The sequence below is a fragment of the Shouchella shacheensis genome (genome assembly GCF_001484965.1).
Lineage (GTDB): Bacteria > Bacillota > Bacilli > Bacillales > Bacillaceae_D > Shouchella > Shouchella shacheensis.
Genome location: NZ_LLYY01000008.1, coordinates 13,344 through 36,737, shown reverse-complemented (window position 1 = coordinate 36,737; position 23,394 = coordinate 13,344). Strand labels below are relative to the sequence as shown.

Sequence of the window (23,394 nt, the reverse complement as noted above, 5' to 3'; positions counted from 1 at the left end):
AGGGGAGCCTTGACTCTGTCGGGTTTTCCTATCCATTCATTCTTCCTCTAGCTTTGGCACTCCTTCAAATACGATGCGCTGCCTCAACCAAACGGGCTCCTTCTTCCCCTTTTGTTCTGCAAAAACGGGCTCTTCCATACGCCGAACAGGGGCGTAGCCCTCCGCCTCCATCCGTGCAAGGCAATCGCCGATGGTTTCATTTTCCTGTACCTCGAATTTCTGTTTTTTTGCTTTTGCTGCCATGTGCATCACGCCTAACTTCGATGATTTCGAAACGAAAAGCGCAGGCGGGTCGAACAGAAGCACGGATTTTGGAAGGCCTGCTCTAGAAATCCCGAATTTGGATTTCGGTGCAGGACTGAAAAATCCCGAGCTTCTACCCGCCGGAGCTAGACAAAAAAAGGGGAAGTGCACTTCATGGTCTCCGCTACGAAAACTCCACCACGGCTGCATAGACCATGTCATTCAGGGACATCATTGTCGGTTTGAGCCCTTCTCTCTCAAGAAGCTCTTTCATCTTTTCCTTGGGCACCCGATTCCCCTCCTCGCTAGTGGTCTGGGCCCATTCAAAGATCACCAGCTTGCCGCTAGGCTTCATAAGACGCTTGAACTCCGCTAGCACTTTCTCCTTGTTCGGAAGCTCATGCATCACAAAAGCATGGATCGCTTTGTCAATCGTCCCGCTCTCCACCTTAATATTCTCTAAATTGCTGTTCACATATACAAGGTTTGTCAGCTCTTCCGCGTCCGCCCGAGCATGCAGCCAGTTAAGCATTTCCACTTCCCGATCAATTGCATAGACAAACGCCGAGGTTTGCATCGCTAGCGGCAGCGTAAAGTAGCCATTTCCTGCACCAAAGTCCGCCACCGTTTCCCCTTCCTGAACGTCGAGCAATTTTTTCGCGTCGTCCGGCGTGAGAACATCTCGTCTTTTATCATCCAGTAATTTGTGTGCTCGCTCTTCTGTGAATTTATGCCATGACATTCATCCTCACTCCTCAAGTTTTGCTGTTGGATTTCAACGTTCGTTTTTATGTAAAGGTTGATTAGCTAATCGATCAAGTGAAGCTGCTTCTATCATATCACGAATCGCTCATTTTTTGCTGACATTCACTAGGGAAAAGCCATGCAAGAGGAGGTTTCTTCGTCTAGCAAAGTGTGTTAACCGCCTATTGAAAATGCTCATTCACTGAGTGCCTAGTGTTCTTTTTCGTTTCACAAATGGTATAGTAAGCGTATTCATTTAAAAAGGAGGACTAACTTTGATTTATCCGTATAATGGGAAAATGCCTAGTGTAGACCGCACAGTGTTCATGGCTCCGGGTAGCCGAATTATCGGAGATGTGAGCATAGGGGCTGAATCAAGCATTTGGTTTAACGCTGTTATCCGTGGCGACGAGGCGACGATCACGATCGGCCGTGGTTGCAACGTGCAAGATAACAGTACACTGCATTTGTTCGAAGACTTTCCACTTCTTCTCGAGGACGATGTGACGGTTGGTCATAATGTCATCCTGCATGGCTGTACGATTCGTCGTGGCGCCTTAGTCGGCATGGGCTCTACGATTCTTGACGGGGTGGAGATCGGTGAGTCCGCTTTGATTGGTGCCAATACGTTCATTCCATCAAGGAAAGTCATTCCGCCCCGGACGCTTGTTCTCGGCTCTCCTGGCAAAGTGGTACGAGAGCTGACAGAGGAGGATCTAGAGTTGATCAAGTTGGGGGCGGCTTCCTACCGGAAAAAAGGACAGGAATTTTTAGCTGAAATTGGGAATGATGGAAGCTAAAGGCGACTGACGCCTCAGTGAGAGCCGCGCCCCCTTAGGTTGTCGATGACGCAAAAAACGTTGAAGTCTACGCTTCAACGTTTTTTAGAGCCCGTGATATTTCCGCTCGGGACGACCGACGACCCCGTACTCGAGCTCTGCTTTTGCTTCGTTTACCGAGATTAAGTATTCCAAGTAGCGTCTGGAGGTAGTGCGAGAGGCCCCGAATTTCTGGCCCATCTGTTCTGCCGTAATGCCCTCGGCCTCCTCGCTTAAGAGCGCTCGCACCTTATCCAGCGTAAGCGGGTCAATGCCTTTAGGTAGTTCTTCTGCCTTTGCTTGGCTTTCTTGTTGTATCTGAAAAAAATGATCAGCCACTGTCTGGTTAATGTGCTCATCTTTTACAAAAAACGCCTTCACCTGCCTCGCCTTCTCAACGGCCTTCTCCAGCCGGTCAAAGGCAATCGGCTTGACGAGATAATCCGTGGCGCCAAATTTCAAAGCTTCTGAGAAGATTGCTTTTTCTGTAGCAGCGGTAATCAAGACAACCGCGACTTGTGGATAGCGCTGACGTAGTGCCCCCAAAATGTCTGTCCCCAGCTTATCGGGCAAATAAACATCGAGCAAAATCAAGTCGGGCTGCGTCTCTTCTGCGCGCTCAAGCGTTTCAGCAGCCGTTTGCGCCTTCCCCACCACACGCACATCCGCGATTTTTTCAAGAAACTGTTCATGAATGCCCGCCACGCGAAAATCGTCCTCCGCAATCATGACGTTCATCATTGGCTCACGCCTCCTTCTTCTTAGGAATAAACAAGCTAAACACCGTCCCCCGCTGGGGATGGGTAGCAATCTCCACGGTGCCGTTCACTTCGTCCAGTGCCTCTTTCACTAGGGCCAAACCAACGCCTCTTTTTTCTCCAGGCTTGGTTGTGAAGCCTCGTTGAAACACTTGCTCCATCGCTGCCTTGGAAATGCCAGCGCCATTATCCGTAACCTCTACGACCATATCCGCTCCAATATCTGTCAAGAACACGTCGACCTGACCGTCTCGCTGATGTGCCACGGCCTCAAAGGCATTATCAATAACGTTGCCAATGATTGTTACAAGGTTCGCCGTATACTCGGCCGGCCATCGATACGAAAGCGCGCTTTCCTCATTAATCACAAGTTCAATCCTTTTCTCAGAGGCTTTCGACAGTTTTCCAAGCAAGATCCCTTGAATCGTTGGGTCCTCTATTTGCTCGAAGATGATCTTGTGATGCTGCTGCTGATTGCTCATCTCTTCATGGATAAACGCTAACGCCTTATCCGTAGATCCGAGTTGGAGCCAGCCAGAGATGGCATACAGTTTATTTGTATACTCATGGGTTTGCGCGCGAAGATCCTTGGAATACTGCTGAAATTCCGAAAGGGCGATCAGCAGTTCATGAAGCTCTGAACGATCACGAAAACTCGCCACCATTCCTGAGAAGCCGTCCTCATCTTCCATGGCCTTATAGTTTGCTATAAAGTGCCTTCCGTTCATCACCGTTTCTTGGTTGGCTTCATCCATCCCTTTTTGCATTACTTGAGCCATCTCTTCATTTGGAAGCGCCACGCTCACCGGTGTCCCTATGGCGTCGTTCGTCAAGTTTAGGGCGCGTTTGGCCGTCTCATTTACAGCCGTAATTCGTCCTTCTTGATCTGTCGCAAGCAACCCTTCTTTAATAGAAGATAAAATCGCCGTGCGCTCTTGATAGAGTCGCCCGATTTGATAAGGCTCAAGCCCAAAGGTATCCGCTCTTATCTTTCTGGCAAGAGCCACGCTACCGACCACCCCAATCAGAAAAACAAGGCCCGTCCAAAACAAAATTGCCGTCAACCCTTCCTGAACCTCTGAGAGAACATACTCATTCAAGAACCCAACAGAAACCACGCCAATAATCTCGCCATCGGAATCAAAGACAGCCGACTTGCCGCGAACGGAATCCCCTAAGGAGCCCTCCGCATGGGAAATATAGCTCTCCCCATGAACAAGCGCGCGCTCATTGTCTCCACCCACCATCTTCTCCCCAAGCCTTGCCTCTATCGGGTGGGCATGGCGAATTTCTTCCGTGTCTCCAATTACCACAAACCTAGCCCCCACCTGTTCTCGAATCGTCTCCGTTAACTCTTGGATCCGCACGGAGGTCGCCTCTCCTTGGAGCGCCCGGCTCACTTCAGGCAGAGCCGCAATGGTTTTAGCCGTCGTCAGGGCCTGCTCACCAATCGCGGCTTCGGTATGCTGACGCTCCATATAAATATAGACCGCTGCAATCAATCCCACTAGTAAAGTGATCAATCCAGATACGTAGATAATAAATGTTTTCTCAAGCGACCATTTCCTTGCCATACCTAGGCCTCCCTAACCCTAGTATATACACAAAAAAGCAGAGGCTCAATCACGGTTCTGTCTAATTCCGACGTAGGGCAAAAAACGGATCTGGGAGCTCGGCCCCAGATCCGTTTCTGCCAACCCCTTCCTCGCACTCAGGTTCTAGCTAAATCAACCAAAACCGCTTCTTTCGTTTAAACCCTTCTTCGTAATTGGTTTCTCCCGCCAAAGCTTCTTCCTCTGCTCGAATGCGGACGACGAGCATGACGCCATTCAAAAGGCTAAACAGAAGCGCCGTCCAGTACGCTTGAAACACAAGGGGAAGAAAGGCGATTTCCAGCACGACCACCAGGTAATTGGGGTGGCGAAAATAGCGGTAAGGTCCGCGTTCAATCACTGGTGCTTCAGGCAAAACGATAATTTTTGTGTTCCAGTAACGCCCCAAGGAGAGGAGCGCCCAGACGCGTAAACACTGGGCAGCCAGCACGATAAGGAACGGAACGATGCTCCACATTCCGACTCCCCTCCCTGCCAACGTCACTTCTACAAGAAGTGCGAGAAAAAAGGCGACGTGCAGACTCACCATATACGGGTAGTGGGCGGCTCCCGCCTCAATCCCGCCCCGCTCCTTCAGCCATCGTTCGTTGCGTTTTGCGACCAAGACTTCCGTCAATCGCTGACTAATAATGAGCGCAATCAAAAAGTAGGCGAGTGTCAATGAACATCCCCTGCCCACTCTACTAGTAAGAGCTCAGAACAAAAACCGGGGCCGAGCGCAGCTACGAGCCCGTACTCTCCCAACATTCGCTCCTGTTGCATAAACTTCTCCAGCACGTAAAGCACCGTTGGCGAGGACATATTGCCGTGCTCCTCAAGCACCTTTCTCGAGACAGCCGTCATCTCTTCGGAAAACCCAAGCGCCTTTTCATAGGCTTGCAGAACCTTCTTCCCCCCTGGGTGAGCCACAAAGGCGCTGATTTCCTCAAGCGTTCGTCCCTCGTTTTCCAAAAAAGTCTCGACATTTGGCTTCAGCCAATCCTTCACGATGGACGGGATACTTCTGGAAAATACCACATGTAGCCCGTTGTCCTTCACATCCCAGCCCATCACTTCCTCGGAATCTGGCATCAACGTGGACTGCGTGCTGTGTATGGTTGGATGGACGGTACGAGCACTCGCTTGTTTGACATTCGCCTCGGTTCCACAAATGAGCGCAGCGGCCACTCCGTCTGCAAACAGCGATGTTCCAATTAAGTTGCTTTTCGACTGGTCTGATCTTTGAAAGGTTAGCCCGCATAGCTCTACACACACCACCAACACCGTCGCCTTTGGGTAGGCTAAACAGTAATCATACGCCCTGCTTAGACCGGCGGCTCCTCCTGCACAGCCGAGCCCCCAAATCGGCACACGCTTGGTCTGCGGGAGGAACGGCAATTGATTCATAATCCGTGCATCTAGCGACGGGGTGGCCATGCCTGAACTTGAGACGCAAATAATCGCATCCACCTCACTTGCCTTAATCTCCCTAGACAAGAAGGAAGGATTCTGTAAACATTTCTCGATCGCTTTCACACTATACTCGGTCGCGAGCTTGATGTACAAATCGTTCCGCTCTTCAAGCGAATGCTCCTCTTGAAACCAGTCGAGCGGAACAGCAAAATGGCGCTGTTTGATATCCCCATTTGAAAAAACAGTTAACAAGCGCTCAATGTCTTTGTAGCTCTCCGCAAAGAGCTCGCGCGCGAATTCCATCGTTTCCTCTTGACGCAGCGTGTGCGGGGGATGATACGAGCTAACGGATACTATCGACGGCATAGCGGTCCCACCTTTTTTAAAATAAGTCCTTTTAGTGTGTCCCGTTTTTTACATGGCATTCTTGGCCAGCAGTTGAGAAGAGCAACTCCCAGACAAGAAAGCGGCTAAGCCACGGAAAAAGACAATTTTGCTCAAAAAAAAGGCGAGCGCCTACTATTTCTAGTGGCTCGCCTTTTCCTTCAACTCTTCAAGAGCGAACAACTCCAGACGTAAACAAGCACCAAGCGATCAGGCTCTTCACTCCCCCCTTGACGACCTTCCTTTTTCAGGTAAACTAGAGAAAATATCTCAAGAGGTGAGTGTATGAATCCAGGTATCCCTCAAGTGCCCGACTCCTTTGAAACGAAACGTCTGTTTATTCGTCTCCCCCTTCCAGGTGATGGAAAAGCCGTTCACGAAGCTCAGCAAGCCTCTATGCACGACCTTCTCCCATGGATGGCATGGGCCCATCATGTCTCCTCGGTCGAACAGACCGAAGAAGGCGTCCGTCAGGCCCACAACGACTTTTTGCGCCGTAAAGATTTGCGGTTCCACGTGTTCAGCAAGCAAACGGGACGTTTTATCGCTTCATCGGGGTTGCACCAGATCAATTGGTATGTTCCGCGAATGGAGATTGGCTACTGGATTGATTCCCGGCACAGCGGCAAAGGCTATATGACCGAAGCGGTAGCTGGCATTGCCGAATTTGCCTTTTACAAGCTTAACGCTCACCGTCTGGAGATCTGCTGCGATCCCCTGAACGCTCAAAGTCGCGCCATTCCTGAACGGCTGGGCTTCTCGCTGGAAGCGATTTTAAAACAAGATGATCGTTCAGCAGATGGACGCTCGTTCCGAGATACATGCCTCTATGCAAAGTTAAACCCTGCGCATTAGTTCAAAGCGCAGGCGGCCCTGAGTAAGATGGGAAACCAGAAAAAAGCGGCTCATAGGCCGCTTTTTTCTATAAAACAAATGGAATAACAACCCCACCATAAGCAAACGCAAGCAGGATCACAAACGCCGGATGCAGCTTTACAATTTGCAGAAGACAAAAAGCAATCGCGGCAATCACCAAAGACTGCACCCAGCCGATGGACACCGTGGCATCTCGAAAAATGTCAAGCGTCAACACTACCATTAGCATTGCAATCACTGGCTGTACAGCGAGGGAGATCCCTTTTACGATTGGCGACGTACGGTGTTTACGAATAACTTTTAATAGTAAAATGACAGCGACGGCCGATGGAACGATTGTTCCGGCGAGGGCGACGATGAAACCGCCCCAACCGCCTACCCCAAAGCCAACATAAGCGGCAATCTTCGTCGCGACAGGACCAGGAAGCGCGTTTGCGAGCGCAAGCATATTGGAAAACTCTTCGGTAGAGAGCCAGCCAAAGTGACTGACCACCTCTTCAAACATTAGCGGGATTGACGCCGGTCCTCCTCCGTAACCTAGAAGATTCGCGATGAAAAACGCCCAAAGAAGGTAGAGCAGTATCATGAGGACACATCCTTTTTCTTCGCTCTCCATTTATCCACTAACCGGTAGTGAAACAAGCCATAGAGAATAAAAAGAATGATAACAACCCCCGGATGGATATCGACTCCTTCAAGCAACAGGAACGCAATCGCGAACGTCACGGCGCCAAGAATCCAACCAAATCCCGCCACCGCCTTCTTGCCAAATTCATAAGCCATCACCCCAAGTAGTACAGCAATGACTGGCGTTACCGCGCCAATCATTCCATTGATGACTGCCGATTCACTGATGATCGCAACAAGAGAAACGAGCGCGACCATCGCAAGGCTCGTGGGCAGAATATGCGTAACCGTTGCCCAGCAGGCCCCCTTGACTCCTTTGACATGGTAGCCGATATACGCCGCCATTTTCGTAGCGATCGGTCCTGGAAGCGTGTTGGCAATCGCCAACGTTTCCGCAAACTCATCATCGTCCATCCACTTATAGGTTTGGACAATTTCATGGCGAAACAGCGGCATCACAGACGGCCCTCCGCCGAAGCCAAACACCCCGGTGCGTATCATCGCTAATGCTAATTGTTTATATGACATTTCTGTTCTCCCCTTATAATTTCATACCCATCCGACTCTTGTAGCGTTTGATTAGCATTTGACAATCGACGCTTACGACGCCTTCAAGAGGGTAAAGTTGTTCGATGAGGAAATTCTCCATTTCCTGCTGGTCGGAAAAAATGCCATGCATATGTAGCTTGCTCGGGCCTGTCATCAGGTATAGACTTGTCACCGCTGCCTCTTTTTCGAGTACATTGGCGACATGGTCCAAGTGCTGCGGCTCCACTTCGACATTAAAAAAAGCAGACACATGAATGCCGATTTGAGTCGGATTAATCACAACCGTGAACTTTTCAATCACGCCTCGGTCCATCAGGTTCTGAATCCTTGTTTGCACCGCTACACGCGATAAGCCTACTTCCTTGCCGATATCGGTATACGACATCCTCCCCTGCTCATGCAAAAGCGCAAGCAGCTGTTTATCCAACTCGTCTAAAGGGACGTTCGGTATTTTATATGGCTCCTTCACATCCAGCCCTCCTTATTTCCATATGTTAATGATCGTATCATAATGCCTTACTTTTCGTAATACACATGGAAATAAAATGTGCAAAACGAAATTGCTTGAGAGAAAATTTATGATAAGAAACTAGAAAAAGGGTGATAGCAACGAAACTTTCTGATAGTATATTTTTTAATACTGTAATAAGAGGTGAGTATAGTTGAGCCAAGCTGAGCAGAGAACAAAGTTAGATTTAGAACGAATCATTTTCATTGGTAGAACGTTTGAGGAGTATATGGATATGTTTTCCCTTTCTATTGAAGGACTCAGGGGAGAAAGAATACTTGATTGTCCGGCAGGAGCATGTTCTTTTACTGCTGTCGGCAGTGAACAAGGTCTGGATGTGACCGCCTGTGATATTGCCTATAATCATTCTGGAGCAGACCTTCAAAATAAAGGGTTAAGGGATATTGACCATGCTATGGAACACATGGCCCATGTGAAAAATCATTATGTATGGGATTATTTCAAAGATCTGCATGGTCTAAGAAAACACCGGATGAGCGCTTTAACTGACTGTGCCCGTGACATGAAGGAGTTCAACGATAGGTACGTTCCAGTTACTCTGCCTTGTTTGCCATTTAAAGACGAGGAATTTGATATAATTCTCTCTGCACATTTTCTGTTTATGTATGCGGACAGACTAGATGAGGATTTCCATCAAAAAACAATTGCTGAGTTTTTGAGAGTGTCAAAAAAGGAAATTCGAATTTTCCCTTTGGTTGATTTAGAAGGGAAACGGTACGAACATTTGGATACATTCATAAACTGCCTTGAAGATAAAGGATGCCGTGTTGAAGAGATTAAAGTCCCGTATGAATTTCAAACGGGTGCTAATTCAATGTTGAAAATCATAAAGAATTGTTAGTGTTATCTTTCTGCAATGCTACTTAACCGAAATGCGCAGGCGGGTCGCCTAGAAGCACGGATTTTGGAAGCCTGCTACTCGCAATCGCGAATTTGGATTTCAGGGCAAGACGGAAAAATTCCGAGCTTCGACCGGCCGGATCTAGATAAAAAAGGCCATGAGCGCATCCACCTCATGGCCTTTTTCCGTGCTTTTATTTCCTTATTTTCGCCAAATCAAACGCTGGCACAAGCCCTTCCTCCATGGCTCGCCCTAACAGCGATTCAATCGCCGCATAGCCGTCTTCGCCCAACTCGCGCGTAAATTCATTCACATACAAATCTATATGAGCGCTCGCCACATCCTGGGACATTTCCTGAGCGTGACTCATGACGTAGACATTCGTTTCTTCGGGGTGAGCCCACGCATAGTCCACAGAGGCTTTTGCCCACTTTGCCAGGGAATCGGCCTCATAGCTAGATGAGCGCTTGGCAATAATCGCTCCAAGCGGGATCGGCAGTCCGGTGTCTTCTTCCCACCAGTTTCCTAAGTCTTGTAGCATATGCAATCCGTAGTTTTGATACGTAAAACGAGCCTCGTGAATTACAAGTCCCGCATCAATCTCCCCATTTTGAACCGCTGGCATAATTTCATCAAACGGCATGATGACAATCTCGCCAACCCCGCCTTCGACCTTTCGCGCGGCCCAAAGCCTGAAGAGCAAATACGCCGTCGAGCGATCGCTCGGCACCGCCACTCTCTGACCCGATAGAGCGCTCACGTCTTGCTGATCCTTGGTTAAAACCAGTGGACCACACCCACGACCAAGCGCGCCTCCGCTAGGGAGAAGCGCATAATCCTCAAGCACCCATGGCAACGCCGCGTACGATATTTTCATGACATCCGGACCGACTCGGTCAAACGCCCAGTAATTGGTTTTATCAATGTCCGCATACGTCACATCGAGCGGCGGAGCTTCTTCAATGTGCCCATGTGCCCACGCATAAAAGACAAACGTATCATTCGGACACGGAGAAAAAGCGATTTTCATTCGTCACAACCTCCTGTATGCATATTGCTACCTGCTCAAGGGCCAAGAACGCCTCGGCAAATTTCCATGAGCCTTTATCACGCACGCCTACTTGATTGGAAATCGTGCGTATTTCAAGCATCGGCACATTGGCTTCTTTTGCGGCGATAGCAACCCCGTATCCTTCCATGGCTTCGGCGACCGCGTCAGGAACAAGCGCTTTTCGCCTCGCGAGCGTCTCCTCTGTACCCGTAGCCGTTAGAACAGAAAGTACCGGCCCGTATGTCACACCCAACCGCTTCTCACGCATCACCACCAGAAGCTCTTTTGCCAAGGGAATGGTCGTCGCTACCTTCTGCGTGCCAAAACCAAGTTCATCTATTGGGATAAATCTCTCCGGTGATTCCGATCCTATTTCCGGGGCAATAATCGAAGAGGCGACAACAATCGACCCCAGCGGAGCCTGTCCTATGATGCCTCCAGCAATTCCGGCATTAATAACAAGGCGGTATTCGCTTTTCATAAGTGCTGCCGCCGTGCGCGCAGCCACTACAGCCATTCCCACGCCGCCAACCAATACATCCACCATCGATTCTTGCGCCAACCCTTTTTCGATGGCTTCCTTTTCTTTATCTACAGATACGATAATTAAGATGCGTTCCTTTTTCTCCATTCTAGTAGAACTCCTCTTTTTTAAACAGCTTCTGCTCACCAAGTATAGCACAGGGGAGAAAAGCCCGTCACTTTCACCATACATGAAAATTGGCACGGAACTTGCATGAATGTTTGGTGAGACATTTCTAAGGAGGAGATTAGATGCTGCAACCATACAAACACGAACCGTTCACAGATTTTACAGTCGAGGAAAACCAACAAGCGTTTAGGAAAGCAATTCAAAAGGTGGAAGCGTCCCTTGGCGGTCACTATCCACTCATCATAAACGGAGAACGGGTGGAAACAGAAGAGACCATTACTTCCGTGAATCCTGCAAACAAAGAAGAAATCGTTGGAACCGTTGGAAAGGCAAGCAAATCACACGCCGAGCAGGCAATCGAAGCGGCAAGCACAACCTTTGAGTCTTGGCGAAAAACCAATCCTGAAGAGCGCGCCAACATCCTTGTCCGTGCGGCTGCTATTGCCCGCCGTCGAAAGCATGAATTCTCGGCACTGCTTGTGAAGGAAGGCGGGAAACCATGGAAAGAAGCGGATGGCGACACCGCAGAGGCGATTGACTTTATGGAATATTACGCCCGGCAAATGATAGAGCTTGCTCACGGCAAACCTGTAAACAGCCGGGAAGGCGAGCAAAATCGCTACATCTATACACCGACTGGGGTAGCCGTTGTGATCTCTCCGTGGAACTTTGCCTTTGCGATCATGGCCGGTACGACCGTCGCCCCTCTCGTTACAGGAAATACCGTGCTGCTCAAGCCTGCCAGCACTACACCAGTGGTGGCAGCAAAATTTGTCGAAGTGCTAGAAGAAGCCGGCGTACCAAAAGGGGTTGTCAATTATGTCCCAGGGAGCGGCAGCGAAGTCGGCGATTACCTCGTTGACCATCCAAAAACCTCGCTCGTCACCTTCACCGGTTCTCGCGATGTAGGCACACGTTTGTATGAGCGAGCAGCGGTTGTGCAAAAGGAACAAAACCATCTCAAGCGCGTGATTGTAGAAATGGGCGGCAAGGATACCGTCGTTGTGGACAAAGGCGCCGATATTGATATTGCTGTTGAGGCCATCACCGTTTCGGCCTTCGGCTTCTCCGGTCAGAAGTGTTCAGCTGGCTCCCGTGCTGTGATCCATGAGGACATTTACGACAAAGTGCTAGAAAAAGTTATTCAGCAAACAGAGGCACTCACGGTTGGCGACCCTGTGGAGCACGGAAACTACATGGGTCCTGTCATTGACCAAGCTGCGTTTGACAAAATTACAAGTTACATCACGATTGGCAAAGAAGAAGGGCGCCTCGTTGCCGGGGGAGACAGTGATGATTCCAAAGGGTACTTCATCCGTCCAACCGTGTTTGCCGATGTTGATCCAAACGCGCGCCTCATGCAAGAAGAAATCTTCGGTCCCGTTCTTGCGATCAGCAAAGCCTCCAACTTTGACGAAGCGCTTGACATTGCCAACAACACGGAGTACGGCCTGACTGGCGCCGTCATTACGAACAATCGTGAGCACATTGAGCAAGCCAAGCAAGACTTCCACGTCGGAAACCTGTACTTTAACCGTAATTGCACAGGTGCCATTGTTGGTTATCACCCATTCGGCGGTTTCAAAATGTCCGGTACCGACTCCAAAGCTGGCGGACCCGACTACCTAGTCCTTCATATGCAAGCCAAAACTATTTCGGAGATGTATTAAAAAAAATGCGGCCGTGAATCCAAGACGCCACGCCCTGTTTCATGCTTCTACCCGCCGTAGCGATTGTAAGCCATTCTAGACTTCAAGCGACACAGCCTTAAAGAGCGAAGACCTCGCGCGAAGCTGCTCTCCTCTTCAGAGAGCAGCTTCAATTTTATACATATCTGTCTAGTTAAACACTGTTGTCTTTTACAACCCTAGACGCTTCATGCGGTTGTACAGGGTTGCTCGAGACACACCGAGTATTTTTGCCGCGGCTGATTTGTTGCCGTATGTTTTCTCCAGTGCTGCTTCGATCTCCTCCTGCTCAGTGCGTGGCCGCTTCACTTTGGGCGCCGAGGTGATATGCTTCACGCGCCGTTGAAAAGATTCTGGAAGGTGATGCCACTTCACCTGCTCCTCCTGGTCGCCATTTAAAATGATCATTCGTTCGATGAGATTCCGTAACTGCCGGATATTTCCCTCCCACGGCTGCTTTGAAAGAGAATACATCACCTCAGGATCCAGTTTCGGAATCGGTTTATCATACTTGAGCGCAAATTCCTTGAGAAACACTTGCACAAGCTCCGGCAAATCTTCTATTCTCTCTCGCAGGGCGGGGACCTTGATGGAAATCACATGAAGCCGGTAGTATAAATCCTCCCGAAATGTTCCTTCCTCGACCATCTTCTCCAAGTCTCGATTTGTGGCCGCTACGAGACGAACGTCCATCGGAATGGCTTTTGTGCCCCCTACTCTGTAAAAGCTACGTTCTTGCAACACGCGCAGGAGCTTGACTTGCAGTTCCAGAGGCATCTCGCCAATCTCATCCAGAAAAACTGTCCCTCCCCTTGCAGCATCAAACTTTCCTTTTTTCCCACCACGCGCAGCCCCTGTAAACGCCCCTTGTTCATAGCCAAACAACTCGCTTTCAAACAAGGCATGAGGAATCGCTCCGCAGTTGATCGCGATAAAGGGGCGACTCGCCCGTTCACTTGCTCGGTGAATCCCTTCCGCAAAAAGCTCTTTGCCGACACCGCTTTCCCCTGTAATTAGCACATTCGCGTCTGTCCGCGCCACTTTTGAAGCCAAACCAATCGCATGCCGCAAGCGCTCACTTCTGCCCTTAATCTTTTCAAAGGGATGATCTTGATTCGTGGAATGGGCTAGATCATGCAAAGACGCGGTTGTTGTTGCCAGCTCTTCGTTTAATTTGACGACATCCGTTATATCTCGTTCAATGGAAACTCCGCCCACACAACGAACTCCAGAGAAGACAGGGGCCGTATTAACGATCACATGCAGATCCGGGCGGGGCTGGTTATAGTGATGGAGCACAGGCCGTTTATCCTGCATCACAGACCAGAGCACAAGCGCCTCTTCCTCAAAGAAATCATCAATCGGCTGGCCTTGAATTTGCCCTCTCGTTAAGCCGTATAGCTTTTCAGATTTTGCATTAATCGACCTGACACGGCTGCGCTCATCGACGACCGTCACGGCATCTTCTAATGTTCCCATAATCGTTTCGAGAAAAGCGTCACAGCTTTTCAATTCCTCTTGCAGGAGCGAAAAAAGCCTGCTTGCTTCAATTTTGCGTGTCACCTCTCCATCCGTGTTCACTAGATAGAGATCTTCTGGTTTTTCCAGGGTCGTAAGCTCAGCCAATGGTGTGCGTTCGTCAATGACCAGCGGTTCTCCTTCAGGTAGATCGCCTGAATACGGCTCTCCAAACTCAACTAAACACTTCTGCATTGCGGCCCACCCCTTTGCACAAATTTTATACAAACCTGTCTATCGATAGACACTATTGTCCTGCGTATCTTTATTTTAGACGATTTCTAAGAGAAAGAGTAGCTTTTTTTGAAAGCGTTTGCTAATTTCTATAATGCTGGTCTTTTCCGTAGCATTTGGCACGATTATTGCATCTCTTTTTACAAAAAACTGTGCGCCAAGGGGGAAGTCAAATGGTTCTAGAACAGCCGCTACGATCGTTTTTCATGCAGCTGGCAAAAAACAAATCGCTTAATAAAGCAGCCAAAAAATGGGGGCTAAAGTTCGGTGCTTCGCAAGTCGTTGCGGGGCAAACCCTTGAGGCGGCGATGGAGAATGTGCGTAAGCTGAACGCAGACGGGCTTTGCTGCACGCTCGATCATCTCGGGGAATTTGTTTCGGAAAAGGAGGAGGCTTCGGAAGCGACGCGTGCTTGCATCGACATCCTAAAAGCGATAAACAGCACAGGCGCTAACTGCAATCTCTCCTTGAAACTGACACAGCTCGGCCTTGATATTGACAAAGATTTCTGCCTCGCGAACATGCGACGGATTTGCGAAGTAGCCAAAAGCTATGAGCGTTTCATACGTATCGATATGGAGGACTATTCTCATTGCGAACAGACCCTTCAGTTGCTCTCAACATTACGCCAAGATTACGATAACGTCGGTACGGTCATTCAAGCGTATTTACACAGAGCCAAAGAGGATGTCGAGAGTCTAAAGGGAGTTCCCCTTCGTCTTGTAAAAGGAGCGTACAAAGAATCAGTGAGTGTTGCCTACCAAGACAAGCCGACTATTGATAAAAATTTCTTAGAGATTATCTACCTTCACTTAGACAACGGCAGCTACACCGCTATAGCTACTCACGACCACCGCATTATTGATCAAGTCAAAGAGTATGCACGAGAAAGTGACATCCCGCGCGCTCAGTTTGAATTTCAAATGCTCTACGGGTTCCGCAAAAACCTGCAAAAAGAACTCGTCAAAGAAGGATACAAAGTTCGCGTGTATGTGCCGTTTGGGACCGATTGGTTTGGCTATTTCATGCGCCGACTGGCCGAGCGACCGCAAAACATTGCATTTGCGATTCGGGGGTTTATCTCCAAATAAGGAAAAGAAGCAGCCTCTTTTTGGGGCTGCTTCTTCGTCGTTAGATCACCCGATTGAAAAATGCTAGGATACGTTCACACACCATCGTCTTGTTCTCTGTCTTGGAGAATCCGTGCCCTTCATCCTCAAATACGATGTATTCGACTTCCGCCCCGTTTGCACGTAGCGATTCCACAATTTGGTCGGATTCTTGTTTCACTACGCGAGGGTCATTCGCCCCCTGAATGACGAGCATTGGCTTTGTCATTCCTTCTAAATAGGTCGTCGGTGAATCTTTTTCAAACCGCGCCTTATCCTTCACCGGGTCCCCCAGCCATGTTGTCATCATTGGCTTCCAAAACTCAGGAACGCTATCATAGAAGCTAAAGAGATTCGATACCCCAAAGATATTCACAACTGCTTTGAAATAATCTGCATGTCTGCCGTGTAAAAGGAGCGCCATATAGCCCCCGTAACTTCCACCCATCAACAGCACCTTGTCTTTATCCGCATAGCCCTTGTCAATCATGTACTCCACACAGGCAATGTTATCGAGCCGCGGCCCGTGGCCCCAATCACCTTCGACCATTTTCATGAATGCGGCCCCGTAATCGCTAGAGCCACGGAAGTTTGGCGCGACGATATGATACCCCTCATAGATTAAGTACTGGAACCACGAGGAGAAGTTTTTACGTTCAGACGCCTGCGGTCCCCCATGTGGCCAAAGGATGAGATGACCATTATCGACCTCGGGACGCGGTTTAAAATAAAGCGCCTCAATTTGAAGTCCATCAAACGATGGGTACCTCAGAACTTCCGGTTCAGACAAGTCCTCTTCCGCCACCCCTGGCACGCTCACATCCGTCAATGCTTCCCAACCTGGGTCGGCTTGCCTATAGAGATTAAAAGATTTGGTTGCCGTACGACCGAGAATGTAAAGCCGCCCACTCTCTGAAACACTTAATTGATCGATCACGCTTACAGGCAGCTTGATTTCTTCTAACTCTTTTCTCTCAGGGCTATAACGATATAGCTTATCTTCAACCCCAGCGCTTACTTGCAGGTAAAGATTCTTTTTGTCTTCCGTAGTGTAAATTCGCTCGATCGACTCCTCCTCAAGCTCTATCTCCTTTGTGAAAACCTTCGCTTCTGCATCAAAATGAGCGAGATATTTTCGATCAGCCTTGTAGTTCGTGCTTACATAGACGTCTTTTTCCGAAGTAAACGTCGCTCCTTGTGTCTGGTGAACGTTGGTCGCATCGGGAACGATGGAATAGAGTTTCCCATCCTCAAGCACATACGCCACCGTGTAAGTGTTGGCGAACAGTCTGGTAATAATGAAACGGCTCTCTTCTTTATTTTTCTCAGAAATCCACGTCGCCCCTTCTGCTCCTTCTAGCAACAGCTCCTCCTCTCCGGTTTTTAAATCATACCGTTTCACATTCAAATAAGTAGGGTTCCCACTCGTCGTCGCATAATAAAGGCGCTCCCCGTCTTCTGCCAACCCTTCAAGCATATGGCGCTCACCCTCTTCGACTAAAAGAGGCTTAAGGACGCCTCCTTCTCGAGGCAATGCGTACGCCTGCGTATTTTCATCGCCATCGTTATCAAACGCAGCAATGATAAACGTTCCATCCTTACTGTACAAGAGACGGTTACAGTTTTGCCCGATCGAGGTCAGCTGATAGGGAAAGCGTTTAACGCTGTCCATTGCCCATAGCTCAAAACGGCCACTGATGTTAATCGAGAACACCACCTGATCCTCATTGGGACTCACAGCAAAGGTTTGAATAGTAAACATTTTGAAGAATTGCGTTACATCTGGCTTATTGAAAGTTAGCATTAGGAAATCTCCTCTTCAAATTAGTAGAGTAGGGCTTATTTTTCAGTATAGATTGAAATCAGCCAGAAGAAAACGATTAAGAGGGAGATCTTTTTGATTTTTCACTTTCTCGCTCTTATTAACATCCTCACCTATTTTTGTTTCCATAATCGATCATACGTTACTTTGTTACGCTCGCTTATCAAAAGAAATATATCAGGGTTACTAAGACTTTGCCAATCATCAAACCCAAAGTTTTCGTTATAATGATTGAACAAAAGGGACATGAGATTTCCATGCGTTACAACGATTGTCGTTTTGGATTCACTGCTGAAAGCCTTCTCTACAACTTCTACGATTCGCTTCATTGCTTCACGGCTGGACTCTCCGCCTTCAAATTTCAGTTCCCTATCCACAAATGTTGCTCTTAGTTTTTCCAGCCAGTCGGAAAGATTTTTCGTACTTAATACACGTTCGGTTAATTGCCTATTCGTTTCTATCTCGACGTTTATTCGCGTTGCAAGCGGCTGGATCGATTGAATGGCACGCTTGTATGGACTTGAAATAATGTGGTCGATTGGCATTTCGGAAAAGAAATCAGCTACTTCCAATGCTTGTTGGAAGCCTTGGTCTGTTAGCGGCGCTTCCGGTGATTGACCTTCAGCTTGGCAATGTCTTAGAATATATATTTTCTTCAATTCGATCCCTCCGATATTAGGCATGTATCATGAAGAGTGGATACAACGATTTAGGATACTTTCTCTTAAGATTGTTTTCTGTAATTACATTCTACAAGAAAGGTGACCTTTTTATATTCTTTTTAGTTTTTATTGTTATCAGTACGCTGCTATCCCATATAACGCTTAAGAATCATACGAGATCAAGTATTTAAGTGTTGACGGCTAGTCATGTGAATCTTACAATTAACTTATAATATTACGTACGTAAAAGAGGTGTTTGACATAGAACCTGCTTTTAGTTATACATTCCCCGCCCTTCGTGGTTATCAAGGAAATAAGGATTATTTTGTAGCTATGGTACCACTTAGGCTCATACCTAAAATTTTTCTATTTGACGAGGAGGAAATTCCTCCTGAGCACCGTGCTCAGCGCATCATAAATAAGACTAGAGTGCCTGAAATTGCTAATTATATGCTGGAAAATTCTAAGGAGTATGTGTTTTCCTCATTGACCGCATCACTCGATGGCAAGGTTCAGTTTCACTCATTTAGTGAGGAGCCTAATTATAAAGATCTAGGTACTTTAATTATATCACTGGATACCAAATTCCTCATAAATGACGGTCAGCATCGAAGAGCCGCAATTGAAGAAGCACTTAAGGTTTCACCAGAGCTTGGAAAAGAAACTATCTCGGTTGTTTTTTATCATGATCAAGGTTTAAAGAAATCGCAGCAAATTTTTTCTGACCTTAATCGTCATGCGGTGAATACTACTTCTTCCATCGGTATTCTGTACGATCACAGAGATCAACTTGCGCTATTGACGAAAGATATCATTATGGAAACACCGTTGCTTGCACGATATACGGATAAAGAGAAGGTGTCGTTATCCAAAAACTCTCCGAAATTATTTGCTTTGAATCACGTATTTAATACAAACCAAAAGCTATTAGCTAAGAAAAAAGGAGAGTTTATCTCCGATCAAGAAAAAGAATATCTAACAAGTTTCTGGAAAGAACTAATTAATTCCATGCAGGAATGGAACCTTGTTTTAAATAAAGAGCTAACTCCACGGGAATTGCGTGCCAATTTTATTAATGGTCATGGTGTATTCTTAGAAGCCATAGGGGTTATTGGTCATTATCTTTATCAATTCCACCCTTCAGATTGGCAAGCCTATGTTAAGCGACTTTCTACAATTGACTTTAATCGATCGAACACTTCAGATTGGATGGGTAGATCATTTGGTAGAACTGGAAGGATTACAAAAACAAATCAAACGATCATTCTCACCTCAAATCTAATTAAAGAAAAGCTTAAACTCCCCCTTGCTGAACAAGAACAAGAAATTGAAGCTAAATATCAGGAGGGGGTCTTGAAATGAATAATTTAATTACTAACCTTATAAACAGAAATTTTCCAGAGCTTGAACAGTCGAAAATTTTAATTCAAAAAACGTATTTGAATGATTCAAGGCCCTGGGTTGTAGGGTATAGCGGTGGAAAAGACTCGACTGTTGTTATTCAACTTGTATTCGAAGCTCTTATGGAGCTTCCGAAAGATAGTTTGCATAAGAAGGTTTACGTCATCTCTTCCGATACCTTAGTCGAAACACCATTAATTATCTCATCTATTAATGAAACGTTACGACGGATTCAAGAACACGCACTTGAGCAGGACCTTCCAATTGAAACTCACAAAGTAAAACCTCCTGTTGAAAAGTCCTTTTGGTCAAACATTATTGGAAGAGGCTATCCATCTCCTAATCAGAAATTCCGTTGGTGTACAGACAGGATGAAGATTGATCCTGCCAATCAGTTTATTCTTGATAAAGTATCTAAGTTTGGTGAGGTAATCATGGTACTCGGAGTGCGCGACAATGAAAGTGCAACGAGGGCGAATGTCATGAAATCCCATTCTGTAGAAGGTAAAGTGCTCATGCGTCATTCTTCGTTGTCTAATGCCTTTGTCTTTGCCCCCATTCGACAATTTGGTACTGACCATGTATGGAAATACTTATTAAATTATGATTCTCCTTGGGGAGACGATAACCATGAATTACACAAGCTTTATCAAGACTCTTCTAGTGGGGAATGTCCTCTTGTAGTTGATAAGACTGTTAAAGAAAGTGCAGGCTCATGTGGAAATAGCCGTTTCGGTTGTTGGACATGCACGGTAGTAACAGAGGATAAGGCACTAAACGGCTTCATAGAAAGCGGAGAAGATTGGATGCTACCATTACTAGAGTTCCGGAATTGGCTAGCTGACATTCGAGATGTACGTTCATACCGTCAAAAATATCGAATGAATGGTCAAGTATACTTTCGTGATGTAAAAATTGAAACCATTGATCACATTGATTATGTAGTTATTCCTAAGAAATCCCGACGTAAATTGCAACGTGTCCCCTTTCTTGATTTTACGATCGTACAGAAAGAAAACATAAATAATTATTTGCGTGAAAACAGAATCGATTTATCGCAGGGAGACGAACCAGACATCTTAATACAAGACGGCGAACGTTACCAACGTTTTGGCCTTGGTCCTTTCACTATGCAAGCTCGTGAGATGATTCTTAGAAGGTTACTTGAAGCCGAACGCGACCTAGAAAAACCTGGAGATCCATCTTATTCCTTAATTAGTGAAAGAGAATTAAAAGTCATTCGTCGAATTTGGTTAGAAAATGGGGATTTGGAAGACCGTCTACCACAAATTTATAACGAGATTATGGGCTACGACTTAGATTGGGAATATGATGACCATCAGACGTTTGATTCTGAACAAATCACTGATCTCGAACTTCTTGCAGAACAAATGGGTGTAGATATGAAATTAGTTAAGAAATTAATTCATATGGAAAAAGAATATAATGGTTATCGAATTCGAAGAGGAGTTAACCAAGAAATTGATAAAGCACTAAAGCAGGATTATCTACATTTGTAAGGAGCCCAACTAATGAAGTTTGAAAAAGTAATTTTTAAAAACATTGGCGCCTATAAAGGTGTTCATGAAATTGATTTAACTGTAAAACCACCGGACCAAAATGTTATTTTGTTCGGTGGGAAAAACGGTTCCGGTAAAACAACACTGCTTAATGCAATTAAAATCTCCTTATTTGGGGCATTCACATACGGCTATGCAACAGAGAATGATCGGTATCTGCAACAAGTCAAATCCTTACTTAATAGTCCAGCCTACAAGCAAAATGAAAATAGCTTTCAAATCATCTTAGAATTTAGTGAAGTTGAGAAATACCAACTAAACAAATATCGCTTTACAAGGCAATGGAACTTCGTAAATGACAAGCTTAAAGAGAATTTTATGATTATGAAAAATGGTAATTACTTAAATGAGAAAGATCGCGAAATTTATCACACTGGGTTGAAAAAGAAGGTTCCGTTAGAACTATTTAATATGTGCTTGTTTGACGGTGAAGAAATTTCAAAGATCGTTAGTAATAATCAACTTTCTGAGTACCTTCGCTCCTCTGCTAGCGTACTATTTAATTTAAATTTGTTCTCCTCTTTAGAAGAAGACCTTGGACAATATATGAAACAAGCAAACATCGAGAATTCTATAAATGACCAAGAGGCAAAAGTATACGACTTGGAAAACGCGCTATCAAATCTTATAAAGCAGCGAGAAAGATTAACACTAGAAAATAATTCACTTCAACATGACATCACTCAACTTGAAGAACGTGTTGAAGTGTTGAAAAAAGACTTCAACATTAATGGCGGACTTGTAGATGAAGAACGTCAAAAATTACAAAGCGAAGTCAATCAAATAGAAAACACTCGAACTCAAAACATTCAAGAATTAAAAGACTTTACCGCAGATCTATTACCGATTTATTTAGCCCGTAAATTACTTTTCCAAACAAAAGATCAAATGAGCAAAGAACACAATTTTGAGCTGATGAGCCAAGTAAAGCAAACTTTAACTCCTAGAGACTTCCAGTCTAATATCAGTGAACTTGTTCCAGATCCTTCAAAAGCTGAAATCCTAAGAGAACGGATTCTCTCGATGTTTAAAGAGCCGGATGTTGAACTTATACATCAAGCTTCATTCCAACAACGAAGTGAAATCGAAGCACTATCCAATACCATTGAAAACTTAAAGATCGATGAGTATATACAGTTATTAACTGAAAACCAGGGGTTACTTAAAAAGGCCAAGGATATACGGAAGCAACTTGAACATCATCAAACCACAACGGATTTCGAAGATATGTTTGAAGAAATTGAATCACTTTCCGTTAAGATCACTCAAAAAGAACAGAAATCCTCCTCTGTTCAAAGACAATTGAATGAGCTGAACCAGGAAATTAGTACACAACAACAATCCATTGAAGTTGCTCAAAAGAAACTACTTGAAAATGAAAAAGCGAATAACTCTTTTTTTATGGCAACCAAGATTCGACTTTTATCTCAACAATTTCGAAAGCAACAAACTAAGAAAAAGCTACAGCTAGTTCAAATAGAAGCAACTAAAATTTTGAATGCTTTAATGAGAAAGAAAGATTATGTTTCATCGATTCTCATTCATCCCGAAACATTTGAAATTAGTTTATACAACCGCAACCATGTAGAGGTACCAAAAGAACACCTATCATCAGGGGAAAAACAGATCCTACTTTTATCAATCATATTAGCAATGCTTAAGTGCTCAGGTGTTAAATTTCCGTTTATCTTTGATACTTTATTAGGTCGCTTAGATGTTGAACATCGGGAAACGGTGCTCTCTAAACTGATTCCAAACTGCAGTGAACAGGTGATGATCTTAAGTACCAATTCTGAAATCGACCTTCATCTATACCCGATAATTGAACCTTTGGTTGCGAAAGAGTATACATTGAATTTCGCACCTACAGACGAAACGATATCTATAGAACATGGCTTTTTTCATTATAATCAAGAGGTAAGATCACTATGAACTTCCGTTTAAAAACTTCCAGCTACGCTGCAGACAAACTTAAACAACTGCATTCAACGACGAACTTGACACCAAATATTCTAGCTCGAATGGCGATTTCACTATCATTGCAGCAAGAAGGTGTACCTCCTGAACCAAAATCAGGAGCAGACGGACTAGAATTTAATCGAAATACACTTACTGGTGAATATGATTATTTATTTCACACCTTGATTGCACAGCATACAAACCGCCCGGTGGCCGATGAAGAATATTTTCCTGCTCTTTTTAATGCTCATTTAGATCGTGGTATACGGTTGTTGGCTGGAGAATATCAGCACGCTGGTAATCACGACAAATTTTTACGTAATCTCATGCATTTATAAAGGGGG

23 protein-coding genes are annotated in these 23,394 nt (G+C 45.9%); 9 read left to right on the top strand and 14 right to left on the bottom strand.

Annotated features, from left to right (window positions below; translation table 11 throughout):
* Positions 1–36: 36 nt before the first annotated feature.
* Complete coding sequence (locus AVZ68_RS10240) at positions 37–243, bottom strand: NETI motif-containing protein (protein WP_059104579.1); 207 nt, start codon at positions 241–243, stop codon at positions 37–39.
* 184 nt (positions 244–427) lie between these two features.
* Positions 428–985 (bottom strand): class I SAM-dependent methyltransferase, encoded by a 558-nt coding sequence (locus tag AVZ68_RS10235; RefSeq protein WP_059104455.1) that lies wholly within the window; start codon positions 983–985, stop codon positions 428–430.
* 277 nt (positions 986–1,262) lie between these two features.
* Between AVZ68_RS10235 and AVZ68_RS10230 the strand changes: the two genes are divergently transcribed.
* A complete protein-coding gene (locus AVZ68_RS10230; RefSeq protein ID WP_059104454.1) occupies positions 1,263–1,787 on the top strand; it encodes a gamma carbonic anhydrase family protein in 525 nt (174 codons plus the stop codon).
* 84 nt (positions 1,788–1,871) lie between these two features.
* On the opposite strand, the gene AVZ68_RS10225 is transcribed toward AVZ68_RS10230, so the two are convergent.
* The 4 genes from AVZ68_RS10225 to AVZ68_RS10210 all read right to left on the bottom strand — a co-directional run bounded on the left by AVZ68_RS10225 (position 1,872) and on the right by AVZ68_RS10210 (position 5,934).
* A complete protein-coding gene (locus AVZ68_RS10225; RefSeq protein ID WP_367576333.1) occupies positions 1,872–2,546 on the bottom strand; it encodes a response regulator in 675 nt (224 codons plus the stop codon).
* Between the two features lie 4 nt (positions 2,547–2,550).
* On the bottom strand, positions 2,551–4,137 hold the full coding sequence (locus tag AVZ68_RS10220; RefSeq protein ID WP_059104453.1) for an ATP-binding protein: 1,587 nt from the start codon (positions 4,135–4,137) through the stop codon (positions 2,551–2,553).
* Positions 4,138–4,285: 148 nt separating this feature from the next.
* Positions 4,286–4,837, bottom strand: a complete 552-nt coding sequence (locus AVZ68_RS10215) for an isoprenylcysteine carboxyl methyltransferase family protein (protein ID WP_059104452.1) — start codon at positions 4,835–4,837, stop codon at positions 4,286–4,288.
* Positions 4,834–5,934, bottom strand: a complete 1,101-nt coding sequence (locus AVZ68_RS10210) for a type III polyketide synthase (protein WP_059104451.1) — start codon at positions 5,932–5,934, stop codon at positions 4,834–4,836. Before AVZ68_RS10210 ends, AVZ68_RS10215 begins: the two co-directional genes overlap by 4 nt.
* Before the next feature lie 303 nt (positions 5,935–6,237).
* Between AVZ68_RS10210 and AVZ68_RS10205 the strand changes: the two genes are divergently transcribed.
* Positions 6,238–6,807 (top strand): GNAT family N-acetyltransferase, encoded by a 570-nt coding sequence (locus AVZ68_RS10205; protein ID WP_059104450.1) that lies wholly within the window; start codon positions 6,238–6,240, stop codon positions 6,805–6,807.
* 67 nt (positions 6,808–6,874) lie between these two features.
* Here the strand turns inward: AVZ68_RS10205 and chrA are convergent, their stop codons facing one another.
* From chrA to chrS, 3 genes are read right to left on the bottom strand one after another with little or no spacing between them, the layout of a single operon-like run.
* A complete protein-coding gene (gene chrA / locus AVZ68_RS10200) occupies positions 6,875–7,414 on the bottom strand; it encodes a chromate efflux transporter ChrA (RefSeq protein WP_059104449.1) in 540 nt (179 codons plus the stop codon).
* A complete protein-coding gene (gene chrB, locus AVZ68_RS10195) occupies positions 7,411–7,983 on the bottom strand; it encodes a chromate efflux transporter ChrB (protein ID WP_059104448.1) in 573 nt (190 codons plus the stop codon). The genes chrA and chrB overlap by 4 nt, the downstream gene beginning before the upstream one ends.
* Before the next feature lie 13 nt (positions 7,984–7,996).
* Positions 7,997–8,473, bottom strand: a complete 477-nt coding sequence (gene chrS / locus AVZ68_RS10190) for a chromate efflux transcriptional regulator ChrS (RefSeq protein WP_059104447.1) — start codon at positions 8,471–8,473, stop codon at positions 7,997–7,999.
* 193 nt (positions 8,474–8,666) lie between these two features.
* Here chrS and AVZ68_RS10185 point away from each other — a divergent pair, with 193 nt between their 5' ends.
* Entirely contained in the window at positions 8,667–9,374 is a 708-nt protein-coding gene (locus AVZ68_RS10185; RefSeq protein ID WP_059104446.1) for a class I SAM-dependent methyltransferase, read from the top strand.
* Positions 9,375–9,567: 193 nt separating this feature from the next.
* Here AVZ68_RS10185 and AVZ68_RS10180 read toward each other — a convergent pair whose 3' ends face one another.
* Both AVZ68_RS10180 and AVZ68_RS10175 read right to left on the bottom strand, forming a co-directional pair.
* On the bottom strand, positions 9,568–10,404 hold the full coding sequence (locus AVZ68_RS10180; RefSeq protein WP_059104445.1) for a 1,4-dihydroxy-6-naphtoate synthase: 837 nt from the start codon (positions 10,402–10,404) through the stop codon (positions 9,568–9,570).
* Positions 10,373–11,056 (bottom strand): futalosine hydrolase, encoded by a 684-nt coding sequence (locus AVZ68_RS10175; protein ID WP_059104444.1) that lies wholly within the window; start codon positions 11,054–11,056, stop codon positions 10,373–10,375. Before AVZ68_RS10175 ends, AVZ68_RS10180 begins: the two co-directional genes overlap by 32 nt.
* A gap of 143 nt (positions 11,057–11,199) precedes the next feature.
* Between AVZ68_RS10175 and pruA the strand changes: the two genes are divergently transcribed.
* The gene (gene pruA / locus AVZ68_RS10170; protein WP_059104443.1) at positions 11,200–12,747 is read left to right on the top strand and encodes an L-glutamate gamma-semialdehyde dehydrogenase; all 1,548 of its coding nucleotides are present in this window, start codon (positions 11,200–11,202) and stop codon (positions 12,745–12,747) included.
* Positions 12,748–12,936: 189 nt separating this feature from the next.
* Here pruA and AVZ68_RS10165 read toward each other — a convergent pair whose 3' ends face one another.
* Entirely contained in the window at positions 12,937–14,478 is a 1,542-nt protein-coding gene (locus AVZ68_RS10165; protein WP_059104442.1) for a sigma-54 interaction domain-containing protein, read from the bottom strand.
* A 212-nt stretch (positions 14,479–14,690) separates the two neighbouring features.
* On the opposite strand from AVZ68_RS10165, the gene AVZ68_RS10160 reads away from it, so the two are divergent.
* Complete coding sequence (locus AVZ68_RS10160; protein ID WP_059104441.1) at positions 14,691–15,608, top strand: proline dehydrogenase family protein; 918 nt, start codon at positions 14,691–14,693, stop codon at positions 15,606–15,608.
* A 40-nt stretch (positions 15,609–15,648) separates the two neighbouring features.
* Here AVZ68_RS10160 and AVZ68_RS10155 read toward each other — a convergent pair whose 3' ends face one another.
* Together AVZ68_RS10155 and AVZ68_RS10150 are read right to left on the bottom strand one after the other, a co-directional pair.
* Complete coding sequence (locus tag AVZ68_RS10155) at positions 15,649–17,430, bottom strand: S9 family peptidase (RefSeq protein ID WP_059104440.1); 1,782 nt, start codon at positions 17,428–17,430, stop codon at positions 15,649–15,651.
* Between the two features lie 131 nt (positions 17,431–17,561).
* A complete protein-coding gene (locus AVZ68_RS10150; protein WP_059104439.1) occupies positions 17,562–18,107 on the bottom strand; it encodes a histidine phosphatase family protein in 546 nt (181 codons plus the stop codon).
* A 255-nt stretch (positions 18,108–18,362) separates the two neighbouring features.
* On the opposite strand from AVZ68_RS10150, the gene dndB reads away from it, so the two are divergent.
* From dndB to dndE, 4 genes are read left to right on the top strand one after another with little or no spacing between them, the layout of a single operon-like run.
* The gene (dndB, locus tag AVZ68_RS10145; RefSeq protein WP_437182690.1) at positions 18,363–19,472 is read left to right on the top strand and encodes a DNA sulfur modification protein DndB; all 1,110 of its coding nucleotides are present in this window, start codon (positions 18,363–18,365) and stop codon (positions 19,470–19,472) included.
* A complete protein-coding gene (dndC, locus tag AVZ68_RS10140) occupies positions 19,469–21,031 on the top strand; it encodes a DNA phosphorothioation system sulfurtransferase DndC (RefSeq protein WP_059104438.1) in 1,563 nt (520 codons plus the stop codon). Before dndB ends, dndC begins: the two co-directional genes overlap by 4 nt.
* A 12-nt stretch (positions 21,032–21,043) precedes the next feature.
* Positions 21,044–23,023, top strand: coding sequence for a DNA sulfur modification protein DndD (gene dndD, locus AVZ68_RS10135; RefSeq protein ID WP_059104437.1), 1,980 nt, complete (start codon positions 21,044–21,046; stop codon positions 23,021–23,023).
* Positions 23,020–23,388, top strand: coding sequence for a DNA sulfur modification protein DndE (dndE, locus tag AVZ68_RS10130; RefSeq protein ID WP_059104436.1), 369 nt, complete (start codon positions 23,020–23,022; stop codon positions 23,386–23,388). Before dndD ends, dndE begins: the two co-directional genes overlap by 4 nt.
* The last annotated feature ends 6 nt before the right edge of the window (positions 23,389–23,394 follow it).

Coding starts and splice junctions, on each gene's coding strand:
- AVZ68_RS10240 (WP_059104579.1), bottom strand. CDS start 243: ATGGCAGCAAAAGCAAAAAAACAGAAATTCGAGGTACAGGAAAATGAA.
- AVZ68_RS10235 (WP_059104455.1), bottom strand. CDS start 985: ATGTCATGGCATAAATTCACAGAAGAGCGAGCACACAAATTACTGGAT.
- AVZ68_RS10225 (WP_367576333.1), bottom strand. CDS start 2,546: ATGATGAACGTCATGATTGCGGAGGACGATTTTCGCGTGGCGGGCATT.
- AVZ68_RS10220 (WP_059104453.1), bottom strand. CDS start 4,137: ATGGCAAGGAAATGGTCGCTTGAGAAAACATTTATTATCTACGTATCT.
- AVZ68_RS10210 (WP_059104451.1), bottom strand. CDS start 5,934: ATGCCGTCGATAGTATCCGTTAGCTCGTATCATCCCCCGCACACGCTG.
- AVZ68_RS10205 (WP_059104450.1), top strand. CDS start 6,238: ATGAATCCAGGTATCCCTCAAGTGCCCGACTCCTTTGAAACGAAACGT.
- chrA (WP_059104449.1), bottom strand. CDS start 7,414: ATGATACTGCTCTACCTTCTTTGGGCGTTTTTCATCGCGAATCTTCTA.
- chrB (WP_059104448.1), bottom strand. CDS start 7,983: ATGTCATATAAACAATTAGCATTAGCGATGATACGCACCGGGGTGTTT.
- AVZ68_RS10180 (WP_059104445.1), bottom strand. CDS start 10,404: ATGAAAATCGCTTTTTCTCCGTGTCCGAATGATACGTTTGTCTTTTAT.
- AVZ68_RS10175 (WP_059104444.1), bottom strand. CDS start 11,056: ATGGAGAAAAAGGAACGCATCTTAATTATCGTATCTGTAGATAAAGAA.
- pruA (WP_059104443.1), top strand. CDS start 11,200: ATGCTGCAACCATACAAACACGAACCGTTCACAGATTTTACAGTCGAG.
- AVZ68_RS10165 (WP_059104442.1), bottom strand. CDS start 14,478: ATGCAGAAGTGTTTAGTTGAGTTTGGAGAGCCGTATTCAGGCGATCTA.
- AVZ68_RS10160 (WP_059104441.1), top strand. CDS start 14,691: ATGGTTCTAGAACAGCCGCTACGATCGTTTTTCATGCAGCTGGCAAAA.
- AVZ68_RS10155 (WP_059104440.1), bottom strand. CDS start 17,430: ATGCTAACTTTCAATAAGCCAGATGTAACGCAATTCTTCAAAATGTTT.
- dndC (WP_059104438.1), top strand. CDS start 19,469: ATGAATAATTTAATTACTAACCTTATAAACAGAAATTTTCCAGAGCTT.
- dndD (WP_059104437.1), top strand. CDS start 21,044: ATGAAGTTTGAAAAAGTAATTTTTAAAAACATTGGCGCCTATAAAGGT.
- dndE (WP_059104436.1), top strand. CDS start 23,020: ATGAACTTCCGTTTAAAAACTTCCAGCTACGCTGCAGACAAACTTAAA.